The organism is Ewingella americana ATCC 33852 (assembly GCF_000735345.1).
Taxonomy (GTDB): Bacteria; Pseudomonadota; Gammaproteobacteria; order Enterobacterales; family Enterobacteriaceae; genus Ewingella; species Ewingella americana.
This window is the reverse complement of sequence record NZ_JMPJ01000025.1, coordinates 1-17,476: the sequence shown is the minus strand read 5'-3', so window position 1 is coordinate 17,476 and position 17,476 is coordinate 1. Positions and strand designations below refer to the sequence as shown.

Below are 17,476 nucleotides of genomic sequence, written 5' to 3'. Positions count from 1 at the left end.
ATTCCCTCCGCCGTCCATCCGTGAAGCTTCTCCGCTATCTCTTCACTCACTTTGCGTACCCACATCGCCGTGTCGAAGCCTGTCCTTTTGCGTACGCATAAGGAATGTTTGCGTGAAAATCCCGTTTAGTGATTGGTTAAAAAGTCATAAAGATCAGCCGGTACAGCCCGGTAGCCCGAAAGAGAATCAGGAAACCACTGCCATTCAAGCGGAATTATTCTCTGTGGATCAGATGGAGCGCTATGGCGAAAAGCTGGCGCAGTCGCATAAGCTGTCGAGCAAAAAAGCGCCCTATTATCTGCTCAAACGGCTGGCGGCCAATGAAACCCTGCTGACGCGTAACTGCCAGATCCTCAGCACCGGCGACAAGAAAAGCATTGCCCCAGCCGGTGAATGGCTGCTCGACAACTTCTATTTGATTGAAGAACAGATTCGCCTGGTGCGGCAGCTGCTGCCGAAAAACTTCGGTAAAGGCTTGCCCGCGCTGGCCGCGCCGCACAACTGCCCGCGCATTTATGATATTGCCACAGAGGTTATCGCCCACAGCGACGGCCACTGGGACGCCACTACCCTGACGCGCTTTATCGCCGCCTACCAGAAGGTCACGCCGCTAAAACTCGGCGAGCTGTGGGCTTTGCCCGGCATGTTGCGTCTGGCGCTGATTGAGAACCTGCGCCGAGTGAGTATTGACGTCGCGAAGGCCCAGCAGGAGCGCAATCTGGCCGACCGCTGGGTGAACAAAATGCAGGACGCCGCCGAAAACGATCCCGCGCGGCTGATCATTGTTATCGCCGACATGGCCCGCACCAACCCGCCGCGCACCAGTGCCTTTGTGGCTGAATTAGTGCGCCGCCTGCAAGGCCACGGCTCGATGCTGGCCCTGCCGCTGACTTGGATTGAGCAGCGCCTGACCGAGGTCGGCTTGACCACCTCGGAGCTGATCGCCCGCTTCAACCAGCAGTTGGCAGTCAGCCAGCTCTCGGTCAGTAACAGCATTATCGGCCTGCGCCAGCTCAATGAGATGGACTGGGCGGACTTCGCCGAAAGCATGAGTCTGGTGGAAAGCATCCTGCATCAGGACCCGGCGGGCATCTACCCGACCATGCACTTCGATACCCGCGATAATTATCGCCACGTGATTGAGATGCTGGCGCGCCACTGTATTTATGATGAAGCCGGCGTCACCCGTCAGGTGATTGCCCTGACCGAGGCCGCGCCAACCGGCAGCCGCATGCGCCACGTCGGCTATTTTCTGGTGGATAAAGGCCGCGACGCGCTGGAGCAGCATCTCAACATTCACTACTCCCTGCTCAGCCGCTTTCGCCATCAAATCAACAAAACGCCCCTGCTGTCATGGCTGGGCAGCCTGAGCCTGCTGATCACCGCCCTCACCGCCGATCTGCTGCTGCACACCCACGATAGAGGCATGACTTGGCCGCTGTGGCTGCTGGCTATCCCGATTGTGATTGTCTGCAGCCAGTTTGTGATGAACCTGCTGAGCGAGGCCACTACCCGCAGCCGCACGCCACACCCTTTGCCCCGGCTGGATTTCTCCAAGGAGATCCCCGAACGCTTCAGCACGCTGGTGGCGATCCCCTGCCTGCTCGGCAGCCGCGCCGGGATTGACGCGCTGATCAACAGTCTCGAAGTCTGCTATCTCGGCAACACCCGCGCTCATCTCTACTTTGCTTTAATCGCCGATTTCCACGACAGCAGCACCCGCTATCGCGCCGCCGACGATCGCCTGTTGGAGTACGCCACGGCGCAAATTGAACTGCTCAACCGCCGCTATCCGCAGGCACAAAGCGGGCTGTTTAGCCTGCTGCATCGCGAAAGCGAGTTCAACACCTCGCAGGGCGTGTGGATGGGTTATGAGCGCAAACGCGGCAAGCTGAGTGCCTTAAACCACTGGCTGCGCGGCAAAGGTGACCCGTTCACCACGGTGATTGGTGCCACCCAGCAGCAGCTTTCGGTGGTGAAGTATGTCATCACGCTGGACAGCGACACCGTGCTGCCCCGCGCCACCGCCCATCAGTTGGTCGCCGCCATGGCTCACCCGCTCAACCACCCGATTTTTGACGCTGAACTTGGTCGAGTGGTGGAAGGTTATGCCATCCTGCAACCGCGACTGGCCGAGGAGATCCCGCGCTACGGTCAGGGGCGCTATGCCGCGCTGAGCAGCAGCAAGCCGGGCAACGATCCCTATTCCTCCATGTCTTCCGACATTTATCAGGACTTGTTTGGCGAGGGATCCTTTGTCGGCAAAGGCATTTACGATGTCGATATGTTTTCACAAGCCACCCACAACACCTGCCCGGAAAATCTGGTGCTGAGCCACGACCTGTTGGAAGGCTGCTACGCCCGCTCCGGCATGCTGAGCGACGTGGTGCTGTATGAGCAATATCCGGCCAACTATCTGGTGGACGCGGCGCGCCGTTCGCGCTGGATCCGCGGCGACTGGCAGTTGCTCAACTGGCTGCGCCTGCGGGTGCGGCGGGCCGATGGCACTCGCCACGCCAATCCGCTAAGCACATTGTCGCGCTGGAAACTGCTCGACAACCTGCGTCGTAGTCTGGTGGCGCCAAGCCTGCTGGTGATGCTGTTTTGCACCATCACGCTGGTGCCCAACCCGGCCTACTGGCTGGGCTTTATCGCTACGCTACTGCTGTTCCCGACGGCGGTGGCGCTGTTGCTGGACCTGCTCAATAAAGGGCCGCGACGCCCGCTGTTGCAGCATATAAAAACTGTTTTAGGCTCTACGCTGACTCGCCTGTCGCACCTGCTGCTGACCCTCAGCACGCTGCCGCACGAGAGCTATTACAACCTGAAAGCCATTGTGGTCACCCTGTGGCGACTGGCTGTCAGCCATAAGCATCTCAATGAGTGGGCCAGCTTCGACGCCAGTAAAACCCGCTATTCGCTGTCGCCGGAAAACTTCTACCGCGCCATGTGGGTGAATCCGCTGGCCGGGGTGCTGTTTGTGCTGCTGACCCTGCACTTCAACCCGCTGTATATGACCCTCGCCGTGCCGCTGGGCGCGCTGTGGTTCCTCGCGCCGCGCCTGCTGAGTTGGTTGAGTAAAACGCCGGGCAAGCCGCAGGCGGATATCAACCTGAAACAGCGCCGCTTCCTGCGCCAGACCGCCCGCGAGACGTGGGCCTTCTTCGCCACCTTCGTCAATAAACAAGAGAACTGGCTGCCGCCGGATAACTATCAGGAAGTGCCGGAGCCGGTGATTGCCCATCGCACCTCGCCGACCAATATCGGCCTGTCGCTGCTGGCCAACATGACGGCGATGGACTTCGGCTACATCACGCAGGGCGAGCTGCTGCTGCGCACCACCAATACGCTGGATACGCTGGACAAGCTCGAGCACTATCGCGGCCACCTCTATAACTGGTATGACACCCGCACCCTCGCGCCGCTCAATCCGCGCTACATCTCCAGCGTCGACAGCGGCAATCTGGCCGGGCATTTACTTACCCTGAGCACCGGGCTGGCGGCCTTGCGCCATCTGCCCGCGATTGACGTCAAACAGGTACTGGCGGGCATTGAAGACACCCTTTATCTGGTGGAAAGCGGCGCGGGCACCGGCAAGCGAGAAACCCTCAAACCACTGCGCCAGCACTGGCTAAATGCCAGCGGCCTGCCGCAGCATCAGGTGTTCAACGAGCTGAACGCCATGCTGACCCTGACCTCGACGCTGCTGCAAGAGGCCACTGGCGACGTGCGCTGGCTGAGTGCGCTTCAGGTGCAACTGAGCGAATTTTGCCAAGAGTGGGCGCTGCTTTATGGCTGGCTACAACAGGAGCCGGGCGGCAAAGTGCTGCCTTCGCTGGTCTGGCTCTCTCAGCTAGAAGGCAAAGTGCCGGGGCTGAACCGGGCGAAAATTGCCCTGACCGTGACGCTGGCGCGTAAGCGTCTGGTGCTGATTAGCGAACTGGAAAAGCGCCTCGCCGACCATGCGCGGATGGACTTCAAATTCCTCTATAACGCCACCACCAGCCTGCTGAGCGTGGGTTATAACTGCGACATTAATAAGCTGGACAGCGGCCATTACGACCTGCTGCCCTCAGAAATTCGCCTCACCAATTACTTCACTATTGCCACCAATCAGCTGCCGCTGAAAAGTTGGTTTGCCCTCGGCAGGCTGTTCACCCAGATAGATAAACAGCCGTCGCTGATGTCGTGGAGCGGCTCGATGTTTGAATACCTGATGCCGCAGCTGGTGATGCCGGGCTACCCCGACACCTTGCTGGTGCAGATGTGCCGCGCCGCCGTGAAACGCCAGATTGACTGGGGCAACGAGCACGGCGTGCCGTGGGGGATTTCTGAGTCGGCCTACGCCTCTTTCGACCCGAACCATAACTATCAGTATCACGCGTTTGGCGTGCCGGGCCTTGGCCTGAAGCGCGGCTTGGGCGAAGACATGGTGATCGCGCCGTATGCCACGTTGATGGCGCTGGTGGTGGAGCCGCAAAAAGCCTGCGGTAACCTGCTGGAGCTGGAGGCGCTGGGCGCGCGCGGCCAGTATGGTTTTTACGAGGCGCTGGACCATACGCCGTCGCGGCTCAACCGTGGGCAGAGCTATGTGATTGTGCGCTCTTATATGGCGCACCATCAGGGCATGGGCTTCCTCGCGCTGTCGCATTTACTGCTCGACGCACCAATGGTCGATCGCTTCGCCGCCAATACCTCGTTCCAGTCGGCGCGCCTGCTGCTGCAAGAGCGCGTGCCTGACGCCGTGGACCTCTACAGCCCGCGCCGCCAGTTTGAATCCGTGGATGGTTCACTACAGGCGGTGAATGTCGATATTCGCGAGTTCAACAGCGTGGACAGCCCGATCCCGGAAGTGCAGCTGCTGTCGAACACAAACTATCACCTGATGCTGACACAGGCGGGCGGCGGCTACAGCACGTGGCACAATCTGGCGCTGACTCGCTGGCGCGAAGATGCCACCCGTGACCAGCGCGGCACCTTCTGCTATATCAGCGACCCGCAAACCGGCGAAGTGTGGAGCAACGCATGGCAGCCGCTGGGGCAGAAGGCTAGCCTCTATCAGGCGGTGTTTACCGACGCCAGCGTGGAGTTCAAGCGCACCGAAGGCCAGCTGATCATGCACACCAAAATCGTGGTTTCGCCGGAAGATGACGTCGAACTGCGCCGAATGACCTTGACTCATCGAGGTCGCCAGCCGCGGGTCATCGAGATAACCACCTATGCTGAAGTAGTGCTGGCCCCCGCCGCCAATGACCTGACCCATCCGGCGTTCAGCAATCTGTTTATCCAGACTGAATTAGTGCCCGACCGCGAAGGCATTCTGTGCCACCGCAGGCCGCGTGAGGAGAACGAGGCCTGCCCGTGGCTGTTCCACATGTTGGCGATTCATGGCCCGACCGACCGCGAAACCTCGTTTGAAACCGACCGCGCTGCCTTTATTGGCCGTGGGCATACTTCCGCCGACCCGCAGGCGCTGGCAGCTCCCGGTCCGCTGGGCAACAGCGCCGGGCCGGTGCTCGACCCTATCGTCGCCATTCGCCAGCGCGTGGTGCTCAAGCCCGGCGTGCCGCTGGTGATCGACATGGTTTACGGCATCACGCCGGAGCGCAGCCTCAGTCTGGCGATGATGGAGAAGTACCGCGACCACAACATCGCCGACCGCGTGTTCGAGCTGGCGTGGTCGCACAGTCAGGTGACGCTGCGCCAAATCAACGCCAACGAGGATGACGCCAACCTCTACAACCGGCTTGCCAGCGCGGTGTTGTTCCCGAGTGCTGAACTGCGCGCCGACGCCCAAACCCTGAGCCGCAACCGTCGCGGGCAGTCCGGCCTGTGGGGGCACGCGCTGTCCGGAGACTTGCCGATCGTGCTGCTGTCCGTCACCAGCGCGGAAAATATTCTGATGGTCACTCATCTGATCCGCGCCCATAACTACTGGCGTCTGAAAGGGCTGAGCGTGGATTTGGTGATCCTGAGTAACGATCAGGGCGGCTATCAGCAAGAGCTGCACAATGAGATCATGAGCCGCGTGGCGGCCGGTGCCGAGTCGAGCCTGATGGACAAGCCGGGCGGCATCTTCGTGCGTAAAGGCGAGCACATGACCTCGGAAGACCGCACCCTGCTGATGAGCGTCGCCAGCATTTGGTTCGACGACCGACACGGCGGCTTGCTCGACCAGCTCAATCAGAAGATGCAGCAGCCGCAGAACATTCAGCCGCTGCTGGTGCCAATGTCAATTCTGCCGGAAAACGTCCACGCGCCGCGCGAGTTCGACACCCATTCCCTGAGCTTCTTCAACGGCCTCGGCGGCTTCTCGCCGGATGGGCGCGAGTACCAAATCCTGCTGTCAGAGGGCAAAAACACCCCTGCTCCTTGGTCCAACGTCATCGCCAACGCCAACTTCGGCACGGTGGTTTCCGAAAGCGGGCAGGCTTACACCTGGTTCGAAAACGCTCACGAATATCGCCTGACGCCGTGGGAGAATGACCCAGTCACCGACGGATCGGGCGAAGCCTTCTATCTTCGCGACGAAGAGAGTGGCGAAGTCTGGTCACCCATGCCGCTGCCAGTTCGCGGCAAGGGCGAGTATTTGACGCGCCACGGCTTTGGTTACAGCCGCTTTGAGCATCGCCAGAGCGGCATCGACAGCGAATTAACCGTGCTGGTGGCGGAACACGCGCCGGTGAAGCTGTTTATCCTCACCCTGAGCAATAGCTCCGGCCGCCCGCGCAAGCTGTCGGCCACCGGCTATGTCGAGTGGATCATGGCCGACCTGCGGGCGAAGTCCGCCATGCACGTGATGACGCGCAGCGCCTCGGTGGACAAAGGCTGCGGCGTGCTGGCGACCAACTATTACGGCAGCAATGGCTCGGAGCGCACCGCCTTCTTCGCGGTCACCGGCGTTCACTGCTCGGTGAGTGGCGACCGTCGCGAGTTCTTGGGGCGCAACGGCTCTCCGCGCGCCCCGGCGGCGATGCAGCTTCAGCGCCTGTCGGGCAAAACCGGCGCGGGGTTAGACCCGTGCGGCGCGGTGCAGTCAGCCACCACGCTGATTGACGGCGACCAGCGCACCTTCGTCTTCACCCTCGGCCTTGGGCAAAACGCGCAGGATGCCGAACAGCTGATGCGCCAGTTCCTTGATGAAAACGCCGCCCGTCGCGAGCTGGACAATATTCATCACCATTGGCATCAGGTGCTGGATAAAATTCAGATCAACACCCCGGAGCCGTCGGTCAATCTGCTGACCAACGGCTGGCTGATTTATCAGACGCTGGCCTGCCGCATTATGGCGCGCAGCGGCTACTATCAGTCCGGCGGCGCTTTTGGCTTCCGCGACCAGTTGCAGGACACCCTCTCTCTCACCCACGCCGCGCCTGAGCGGATGCGCGAGCAGATCCTGCTCTGTGCGTCACGCCAGTTTGCCGAAGGCGACGTCCAGCACTGGTGGCATCCGCCGTCAGGCAACGGCGTGCGCACGCGCTGCTCGGACGACTATCTGTGGCTGCCTTTGGCAATGTGCCACTACATAGATGTGACGGGCGACGTGGCGATTGCCGACCAGCCTGTGAGCTATATCGAAGCGCGGCTACTGGCACCGGAAGAGGAGTCTTTCTACGAGCAGCCGACCCTCAGCCACCTCAATGAGTCACTGTTCGAGCACGGGGTGCGCGCCATCAAACATGGCCTGAACTTCGGCAAAAACGGCCTGCCGCTGATGGGCGCCGGGGACTGGAATGACGGCATGAACAACGTCGGCATCAAAGGTCAGGGAGAGAGCGTCTGGCTGGGCTTCTTCCTCTACAACGTGTTGCAGCGCTTTGCGGCGCTGGCCGAACACTTGGGCAAAGCCGACATCGCCACCCTGTGCCAACAGCAGGCGGTAACGCTGAAACAGAACCTGCACGATAACGCGTGGGACGGCGAGTGGTACCTGCGCGGCTACTTCGACAGCGGCGAAACCTTGGGTTCTCATCTCAACAATGAGTGCCAGATTGACGCCATCGCCCAGAGTTGGTCGGTGCTCTCCGGCGCGGGGGACCCCGAGCGCAGCCAGCAGGCGATGAAGCAGTTGGATAACCGTTTGGTGGATGACCAGACCGGACTGATTCGCCTGCTCACCCCGCCGTTTAACGGCGACGGGCCAAACCCCGGCTACATTCGCGGCTACCTGCCGGGCGTGAGGGAAAACGGCGGGCAATATACCCACGGCGCAATCTGGGCGGTAATGGCCTTCGCCGAAATGGGCGATATCGAGCGGGCGTGGCAGTTGATGTCGCTCATCAACCCAATCAACCACAGCCTAAATAGCGAAGGCGTCGAGCGTTACAAGGTCGAGCCTTACGTGATAACCGCCGACATCTACACCGTCGATCCGCACAACGGGCGCGGCGGCTGGAGCTGGTACACCGGCTCGGCGGGCTGGACCTATCGCCTGATCACCGAGTCCCTGCTCGGCATCAAGCGCCACGGCGAGTTTATCTCCATCCACACCCGCCTTCCCGCCGACTGGCCGCAGGTCAGCCTGACCTACCAACAGGGCAGCAGCCAGTATCAAATCATGGTGAAACGCGGCGAAAATGGTTATCAAGTGATGATGGACGGGCAACCTCTGGCCGACAGCATGATCCCGTTGCAAGACGATGGGGTTAATCATCAGGTGGAGGTGTGGCTGGCAGAGTAACTTCGTAACGCAATATCGGCTTAAATCAGCCTTCTCCTGTACAAGGAGAAGGCAGTTAGCATGAATCTCCCCGCTTTAAGACTATTCTGTCCCAATTTTAATTATTCTAATAATTTCAAAAACATAAAACACTTACTTTGCTTACAAATCTCGCCACCCGCGCACAAATCTTGATCATTTAGTGCGTTCAAGCCTGTACAGCTTTTAGATTGTTGTATAGCTTTGTGGTCACGCAGGTGACTATTAGCCATATATTTTAAGGGTGAGGGAACATATGCAGCAATCAAACTCGAAGCAAAATCTGTCTGTGATGGACGCGGCACACTTCTCCACAGAGGTGCTGTTTTCTGAAGAAGAAACCATGGGGCAGATCGTCGTTGAGATTTTAACGGCTGGCAGAAATCTTAACCGTAAAGCACTGTGCGATAAGCTGTTAAATAGAATTGAAACCGCCAAGTCCGGCGAGCAGGAAAAGCATTATCTCTCCTGCCTGCAACTGGTACTTGAGCGCGACGCCTAGTAACAAACCACTTTGAGATGTTGGCACGACCGTATTTCCTCTTGATGCACCGTCCCTCATTAACGCACGTGCGTTAGGGAGATGGGCTAAAGAGCAACTCTGAGCCTGACACCGATATGCGTTTGTCCAGGTAAGGCATTAGAGGTCATTACTATGTTTAGAAGTGAAGATGAAAAACTGACGGACCTGCTTCTGGGCGAAGCCGTCGTCGCCCTGCTCAAGTCTAAGAGCGCGATTTCCATTGAGCGTCTCCTTACCCAGCTGCAATTTATGGCTGGCCGCGAGAGTGACCCTCAACGGAAACGGATGTGCGAACAGGTCATAAACGAGATCCGCCACGGTGCGAAAGACCAGCAGGGGCGGTTCACTTACGAAATCTATAGCACGGACAACGTGCGCCACTTTTTTAATGCTGAAGGGCCATCCGATGAACGTAAAAAGCACTAACGCCACAGATTTGGATATGCTTGAGCACCACGAGAACAACGCCTCGCACAGCATGGGGTCGATTTCCGATGAAGTTACACAGCACCATGTTTATCAACACTTTGCCAAGTCAGGAGATATGTACTCCTCCGAAACCGAAGCGCTGGGCGGCGCCATCCGCGCTATTTTGGCCCAACGCGGCAAAGTGACAAATAAAGACATTATTTTGCATCTGATTATGCAGCTTGAAACCACCAACGATATCGTTCAGCTCGACATCCTGCGCAACGCGCTGGAACTGGTGGTCGGCATCACGCCTGACGACGCGGTATTTTGATCGCGGGCCTAGCCCAACGTCATTCTAGACTCATCCCAACATTCGCCATTTGGCGAGCCATGTTGGGGTGAGTTTTTTGTTTAATCTCCCCTCTCCTTCGATCACTCCCTGAACAATTCCCCGCGCCATAAATACCCCCCAAAACAAGCGTTTATACATCAGTGACAATCTTAAACTTTTCGTGACAACCCCCTTTAACATCTCAATTGCAGGCAGAATAAAATCAGAGCGGTGTTTATGACATTTTTGTCATTCAGCCGTCATTCATTGGCCCTTGTTGGTTTGGCAGGATAACAGCGTGCGAAGTTGTCACCGTCCAAAACAATAAAAATTTGTGCCCTTATCCTGCTGTGAGGAAACACCATGCTGATCCTGATCCTTGCCTACCTCGGTGGCGTGCTGACCATCGCCAGCCCCTGCATTTTACCCGTGCTGCCCTTCGTGTTTGCGCGTTCAGACCAATCCTTCGCCCGCACCGGTCTGCCATTATTGGCGGGGATGGCGCTGACCTTCACGCTGGTGGCGACGCTGGCGGCAGTGGGCGGCGGCTGGGTGGTGCAGGCTAACCAATATGGTCGCTGGCTGGCGCTGGTGCTGATGGCGGTGTTTGGCGTCACGCTGCTGTTCCCAAGCATTGGCGAACGCATGATGCACCCGCTGGTGTCCGCAGGAAATCGCATGACCAATGCCCTGACCGTCGGCAAGAAGCCGCAGGTTGGCACGTCATTTTTACTCGGCATCGCCACCGGCCTGTTGTGGGCACCCTGCGCGGGACCGATTTTAGGCTTGGTGTTGACCGGCGCGGCGCTGCAAGGGGCTAACGTTGGCTCAACCTTGCTGCTGCTGGCCTACGCGGCGGGGGCCGTGACCTCATTGACGCTGGCCCTGCTGATTGGCGGCAAAGTGTTTAGCGCCATGAAACGCTCATTGGGCGCAGGCGAGTGGATCCGCCGTGGTTTGGGTGCCGCGATGCTGCTCGGCGTGGTGGCTATCTCCCTTGGGCTGGATACCGGCGTGCTGGCGCGTATTTCCACCGCCTCTACGGGTGGCTTCGAGCAGAGCTTAATCAACAAGTTCGGCGCCAATGGCCCGGTGAAAACCGCCTCGGCCAGCACTGAAAACGGCGCACCGCTACTGGATAATGAAGGTCCGATGCCTTCCCTTGACGGCGCGGTGCAGTGGCTGAACTCGCCGCCGCTGACGGCGGAGTCTCTGCGCGGCAAGGTGGTGCTGGTCGATTTCTGGACCTACTCCTGCATCAACTGTCTGCGTGCCCTGCCTTACGTTAAAGCTTGGGCAGACAAATATCGCGATCAGGGACTGGTGGTGATTGGCGTCCACGCGCCGGAGTTCGCCTTCGAGCGCGACATCAATAATGTCACCAAAGAGGCGCAGAAGCTGGGCATCGACTACCCGATTGCTATCGACAACAACTACAGCATCTGGCGCGCGTTCAACAATCAATACTGGCCTGCGCACTACTTTATCGACGCCAAGGGTCAGATTCGCCACAGCCACTTCGGTGAAGGGGATTACGCTCAGTCCGAGCAGGTGATCCAACAACTGCTGCGTGAAGCAGGAGCCAAAAACGTCACCACCACCATCAGTCAGGTGCAGGGGCAAGGCGTCGAGCAGGCGGCTGACCAGAACAGCGCCCCGCTATCTCCAGAGACCTATTTGGGCTATATGCGCGCCGAGAACTTTGTCTCTGAAAGCGCGGTGAGCGACGCCCCGGCGGATTACACCCTGCCAACGCATCTGGATTTGAACTCGTGGGGGCTGGCAGGCCGCTGGACCATCGGCGGCGAGAACATTCAGCTGAATGGCCCGGCCGGGCGCATCTCCTACCAGTTCCATGCGCGTGATTTGCACTTGGTGCTGGGTCCGGGGAAAAACGGCAAACCGGTGCATTTCAAAGTGCTACTCGACGGCAAAGCGCCGGGCGCGATGCACGGCACGGATGTCTCCCCTGAGGGTGACGGCGTGGTGACTGACCAGCGTTTATATCAGCTGATCCGCCAGTCAGATAATCAGGGCGATCATACCTTTACTATTGAATTCTTAGACAGCGGCGTGACGGCTTATGCCTTCACCTTTGGTTAAAAACCTACGAGGCAACCCGAATGCAAACGACTCATAAACGATTTTCCTCCCTGCGCCGCTCCGGTGTCTGGGGCGTCTTTATCGCCATCACCGCGCTGATGTGGTGCAGCATTGCTTGGTCCTTCGGCGGCGCGGAAGAGGCCGTCGCCATTGCCCCGCCAGTGCAGAATGAAGCGCCTGCTACCACTTCGCACAGTGAAACCGCGCTGTTCGCCGGTGGCTGTTTCTGGGGTGTCGAAGGGGTATTCCAGCATGTGAAAGGCGTGACCAACGTGGTGGCGGGTTACACCGGCGGAACGGCGTTAACGGCGGATTATGAGACCGTCAGCAGTGGCAAAACCGAGCATGCTGAGTCGGTACAGGTGACCTTCGACCCGACGCAGGTCTCCTACGGCGACCTGCTGCAAGTGTTCTTCTCGGTGGCGCACAACCCAACCGAGTTGAACCGTCAGGGGCCGGACAGCGGGCCGCAGTATCGCTCGGCGCTGTTCCCACTGAGCGCGTCACAGGAGAAAGTCGCCAAGGCGTACATTGCCCAGTTGGACGCCAGCCATGTGTTTTCTAAGCCGCTGGTGACAAAAATCGAAAGCCAAAATCACTTCTATCCGGCAGAGGATTATCACCAGAACTTTATGACGCTGAACCCGGACAACCCTTATATCGCCATCAACGATATGCCGAAGCTGGGCCAGTTGAAGAAACTGTTCGCCTCGCGCTATCAGGATGATCCGGTGCTGTAATGTAAGGGTTTAGCAACAATAACAAGGGCGCAGTCGGCAATTCCGGCTGCGCCCTTTTCTGTTTGGTTCTTTAAAAACAGGTCGTTAACGAAGGAGAATTGCTGCAGAGGCCGCTTCTCGTTGATTCAGGTTTCAATATTAAAAATATAACAAGAATTTTCCTACATCCACACCAGAGATTCCGACATTGTTAGTATTTGATGAATGAACTCTAATAGCGCCATCTTAATATAAAGGAAAGGCATCGCAAACAGTAGGGTGCTCATTGTGAATAGGAATTAAGTAATGAAGATCAAATTCAACAAAGCATTTTTACTCTGTCTTGCGGCATGCCCTCTTTTATTCATGTCTGAAAATACATTTGCCGCTTGCTCTTGGGATAATAATGGCCCCAAAAAGGTAATTACCAGTGATGTCACCTTTGGTAATGTTATAGTGCAGAGAGATACACCTATCGGCAGTGTTATTGCATCCACAACTAGCGGTGATTTTTTTGGCGGAAAACCGCTTTTTAGTTGTACCGAGGAATGGACGGCTTCACACGAGCCCATGCTTTATACCACGCTAAGTAGTTATGGAAATAAAGTATTTAATACAAATATTGCAGGGGTTGGCATTAGAGTTTCGGGTGTAAGCCAGGCAGTGCCATTCACTTCGAGTTATCTTTCAACTCAAAGCATTACCCTTGGCCCGCGCACGGTCGAGCTTATTAAAACATCTTCTGGCGGCGTAGGCTCAGGTAATTTAACTGTAGGTGATATTAGTCAAACTTACGCTCAGCCAGATTCTAGTTACAAGGCTCTAGTTGCGCTAAGGGGCACCAATACTATTATTCCTGTCGCCTGCTCAGTTAATAATACAGTGATTAATGTTAGTCTGGATGATGCCGCTGTTGCTGATTTTAAAGGCGTGGGTTCCACCGCTAAACCGAAAGACTTTAATATTGGACTTAATTGCGATGCAGGGACGAATGTCAAACTGACGTTGGATGGCAACAGTGCTGGCCCTGCGGGAGTGCTTAGCCTTAATGCTGGCGAACATCAGGCAAGCGGCATTGGTATCCAAGTATTAAATGGCACCACACCAGTGGTGCTGGGTAATCAGCTCGACTTAGGTACCGCAGGTAAGACCGGGGATATGCAAATTCCACTGGTGGCTCAGTATTACCAAACTGATGCATCAATTATTGCTGGGCTGACCAACGCCACCGCGACATTTACCATGGTATACAACTGATTATTAGATATTTTTATTTTTGTGGCAGCCGCTTAGCTGGGCGAAGAAAAGTGCATGAAGATCTATGAAATGCAATTTTCAAAAAAATATTTATTGCCACGCCGCGCCTATCCTGGCGCGTTTTTTATTGAGTAGAGAAACTGCGTTAAAAACGATACATGAACCAGTCAGGCGCAGTGGGCAATCCCGGCTTCGCTCTCTTGTTATTTGGCGCTATTAAAGCAGGCTGTTAATCACCGCGGCTTCTTGCTGGTGCAGCTTGTCAATAAAAAAATATAAAGAGAAATTTCCCACATCAATGTCAGATGTTACAACATTGTTAATATTTGTTATGTGAATTTTAATAACTTCATCTTAATGTAAGGGAAAGGCATCGCAGACAATAAGATGCTCATTGTGAATAGGGATTAAGTAATGAAGACTACATTCAATAAAGCATTTTTACTCTGCCTTGCAGCTTGCCCTCTTTTATTAATCCCTAAAGCCACTTTAGCCTCTTGCTATTGGGACCCTAATGGCTCGCAGAAGGTCATTACCAATAATATTAGCTTTGGTAACGTTATTGTACAGCGCGACACGCCCGTCGGTGGCGTAATTGCATCAGTCAGTTCTGGTGATATTGATGGCCGTAAGAAACTTTTTGCCTGTACTGAAGCATGGCAAGATGTAGACACTATGGTGCGTTTTACTACGCTCAGTAGTTATGGCAATTATGTCTATAATACCAATATTGCAGGGGTGGGCATAAGAATTAATACTTCCTATGGCTATGTCCCCACCTCTATAGATTTATTGCCAAAACAACCGATATCCTTATATCCTCGCACAATAGAGCTCATTAAAACATCCACAGGTAGTGTGGGTACTGGCACGATCACGACGGGCGAGATTGTAAGAAACTACCCTCAACAAGATCCAAGTTTCCATACGGTTCTAGCGCTTACCGGAACCAGTACAATTACGCCTGTCGCCTGTTCGGTTAATACTACAGTGATAAATGTTAATCTTGACGATGCAGATGCTTCTGATTTTAAAGGCGTAGGTTCCACCGCTAAACCGAAAGACTTTAATATCGGTCTTAATTGCGATGCGGGAACAAATGTCAAATTGACGCTGGAGGGTAATGGCGCAGGTCCTGATGGGGTTCTTAGCATTAATACGGGCCCCAATCAGGCCAGCGGCATTGGTATTCAGGTATTAAAAGGCACCACGCCAGTGGTGCTGGGCAAGCAGCTCGGTTTAGGTACCGCAGGCAAGACGGGGGATATAGAACTTCCGCTGGTGGCACAATATTACCAAACTGAGGCACCAATCGTTGCTGGGCTGACCAATGCCACCGCGACCTTTACCATGGCATATAACTGAGTATTAGAGATTTTTACATTTTGTGGCAGCCGCTAGATGGGATAAAAAGTCCATGAAGCAGGCAGCAAAAACAGGGCGCAGTCGGCAATTCCGGCTGCGCCCTTTTTGTTTGGCACGTTCAGCGCAGCCGATTAACGGCTGGCAAACTGCTGGATAAGCTTCGGCAAGTCAGCCGGCGGCGGGAATTGCGCATAGCTGTGGGCAGCAGGCGTGCTGGCCCACGGCAGCTTCTCGCTGGTCCAGGTCTCCATAAAGGGTGGCAAATCACGCAGGTCGTCAAACATCACCGTTTTGACAATCACGATGGATTCAAAGCCGGTTGGGCGGCTGAACAGCCAGCTTTTGCAGTGGCCGCAGTGATAGTGATTGGAATCGCCGTGCAGGCCGCCAATTTCAGGCTCGCCGCGCGTGACGGCAAAGGCATCGGCAGGGACCAAAGCCCCCATGGAAAATGCGCTAGAGGTCATACGCTGGCAGCCGGTGCAGTGGCAGGCGGCGGTCATGATTGGCGGGCGGGTGATGGTCAGCTCAACTTTGCCACAGCGGCAGTGGCCTTTGTGGCTACTCTTCTGTTCGGACATGGTTTTTCCTTTTCACAGCAATGTATGTTCAACCTCAAGATGCCCTTAGTATTACAAACTTTTAAACAAAAGCCTGGACCTAAGATTAATCGTATGAGGACGATCACTCATAGCATGAAAAAGAGGCTATCGAACGCCCCTATCTATCAAAAACCGAGTGAGGAAATACTGGCGAGATCGGCCATAGAGCGGATATTCAGCTTATGGAAGATATTCATTTTGTGGGTACTGATGGTCTTCTGGCTGCGATTGAGCAACCGACTTATTTCTATGTTTCTTTTCCCCGCCAATAACAGATCCAATACCGCGAGCTCAGCGGCAGAGAGCAGTTGGAAAGGTTTGTGGGTAAACACAGGTTCAGCATGACGTTGGGTCAATGTCGGGAAATAGTATTCGCCCCTTTGTGCGGCGCAAATAGCTTGGACTAAGGTATCCAGCCCTGACGATTTTCTCACATAGCCCGTAGCGCCGAGTGAAATACATAATGTGGCGTAGTAGTCTGAGACTTCAGCAGTAAAAATAACGATTTGAGGCGGGCGGTGAATTGCCTTAAGGTGTTTTATGACACTCAACCCATTGAGCTTTGGGATGCCAATGTCGAGCACCACGATATCTGGCTGTAAAATCTCCGCCAGCTGAATTCCCTCAATCCCCGTCTCTGCCTGCCCAACGATAGTAAAACCTTTGGGTTGCAAAAGCTGAGTCACTGCAAAGTGGATCAATGGGTGATCGTCGACAATTAGTACTTTATTTCTCGCCATAAAATTCGCCCTCCTGGCGATATCATTGCAATCTCCATTATAAGAAAAAACGCCATCGTAAATTTAAGTAAACTCGCAAAGTAAGGAGTTTCAGCAATACCTGACTTGAGGAATGGAAAAGGACTACAGCTCAATAGGAATTTTTGAATGGTATGTTAAATGTCATTACAATAGCCATGCAGCAGCGAGAATGAGTAACAGAGAAAGGTTAACAGCGAATAGCATGGCATCTCCTCAATATTACAACTTAAAATGACGCTGTATAAACGACCAGTAGCACCCAAGCGAATCTGTATTATTTCCCCAATGAATTCTGAGTCTTATAAATAGAAGGTTTAGCGTCTTCATATTTATTTTCCTATTCAGAAAATAATTCATCATCCACCTCTCTCCTACTGCTTAATGTTTATTTCCCGGCATATTTATTTCCCCGGTCAGAAATAACCCGCAGCATGGGCGAGGTATTTAAACCGGGGAGATAACGTATTAGTTGTACAGGATGGTGAAGTCTGCAGCAGCGTCAGCTGTACCTTCGCCTACTGTTGCGGCGGTAGACTGGTACTTAGCGAAGTAAGTCAGCGTCGTGTCAGCAGCAGGAGTCAGGGTGTGAGTTGCAGATGGCTTGCCCAGAGGGATAGCAGTTACGCCGTCGTTTTCAAACAGGGCAATAGCTACGCCAGTCGCGGTAGCAGCAGAGCTAAGCTTCAGCAGGTTACCGTTGTTTGCA

At 55.3% G+C, this 17,476-nt stretch carries 11 protein-coding genes; 8 read left to right on the top strand and 3 right to left on the bottom strand.

Annotated features, from left to right (window positions below; all coding sequences use genetic code 11):
* Positions 1–112: 112 nt before the first annotated feature.
* The 8 genes from GEAM_RS03035 to GEAM_RS03000 all read left to right on the top strand — a co-directional run bounded on the left by GEAM_RS03035 (position 113) and on the right by GEAM_RS03000 (position 15,407).
* A complete protein-coding gene (locus GEAM_RS03035) occupies positions 113–8,680 on the top strand; it encodes a glycoside hydrolase family 94 protein (RefSeq protein ID WP_419471215.1) in 8,568 nt (2,855 codons plus the stop codon).
* 274 nt (positions 8,681–8,954) lie between these two features.
* Positions 8,955–9,200, top strand: a complete 246-nt coding sequence (ycgZ, locus tag GEAM_RS03030) for a regulatory protein YcgZ (RefSeq protein WP_034788079.1) — start codon at positions 8,955–8,957, stop codon at positions 9,198–9,200.
* Between the two features lie 153 nt (positions 9,201–9,353).
* Positions 9,354–9,647 (top strand): hypothetical protein, encoded by a 294-nt coding sequence (locus GEAM_RS03025; protein WP_034788076.1) that lies wholly within the window; start codon positions 9,354–9,356, stop codon positions 9,645–9,647.
* A complete protein-coding gene (locus tag GEAM_RS03020; protein WP_229333763.1) occupies positions 9,628–9,963 on the top strand; it encodes a biofilm/acid-resistance regulator YmgB/AriR in 336 nt (111 codons plus the stop codon). Before GEAM_RS03025 ends, GEAM_RS03020 begins: the two co-directional genes overlap by 20 nt.
* A 363-nt stretch (positions 9,964–10,326) precedes the next feature.
* Positions 10,327–12,066 carry a cytochrome c biogenesis protein DipZ gene (locus tag GEAM_RS03015; RefSeq protein ID WP_034788075.1) on the top strand — a complete coding sequence of 580 codons (1,740 nt, stop codon included), beginning with the start codon at positions 10,327–10,329 and terminating at the stop codon, positions 12,064–12,066.
* 20 nt (positions 12,067–12,086) lie between these two features.
* Positions 12,087–12,806 (top strand): peptide-methionine (S)-S-oxide reductase MsrA, encoded by a 720-nt coding sequence (gene msrA / locus GEAM_RS03010; protein ID WP_051899388.1) that lies wholly within the window; start codon positions 12,087–12,089, stop codon positions 12,804–12,806.
* Positions 12,807–13,091: 285 nt separating this feature from the next.
* Positions 13,092–14,042, top strand: a complete 951-nt coding sequence (locus GEAM_RS03005) for a fimbrial protein (protein WP_034788074.1) — start codon at positions 13,092–13,094, stop codon at positions 14,040–14,042.
* 414 nt (positions 14,043–14,456) lie between these two features.
* On the top strand, positions 14,457–15,407 hold the full coding sequence (locus tag GEAM_RS03000) for a fimbrial protein (protein ID WP_034788073.1): 951 nt from the start codon (positions 14,457–14,459) through the stop codon (positions 15,405–15,407).
* Positions 15,408–15,538: 131 nt separating this feature from the next.
* Here the strand turns inward: GEAM_RS03000 and GEAM_RS02995 are convergent, their stop codons facing one another.
* The 3 genes from GEAM_RS02995 to GEAM_RS23250 form a co-directional block, all read right to left on the bottom strand.
* Positions 15,539–15,988 carry a GFA family protein gene (locus GEAM_RS02995; RefSeq protein WP_034788070.1) on the bottom strand — a complete coding sequence of 150 codons (450 nt, stop codon included), beginning with the start codon at positions 15,986–15,988 and terminating at the stop codon, positions 15,539–15,541.
* Between the two features lie 146 nt (positions 15,989–16,134).
* The gene (locus GEAM_RS02990) at positions 16,135–16,749 is read right to left on the bottom strand and encodes a response regulator transcription factor (RefSeq protein WP_034788066.1); all 615 of its coding nucleotides are present in this window, start codon (positions 16,747–16,749) and stop codon (positions 16,135–16,137) included.
* A 486-nt stretch (positions 16,750–17,235) separates the two neighbouring features.
* Positions 17,236–17,476 (bottom strand): fimbrial protein (locus GEAM_RS23250; protein ID WP_034788063.1); only part of this gene is annotated, 241 nt, incomplete at its 5' end.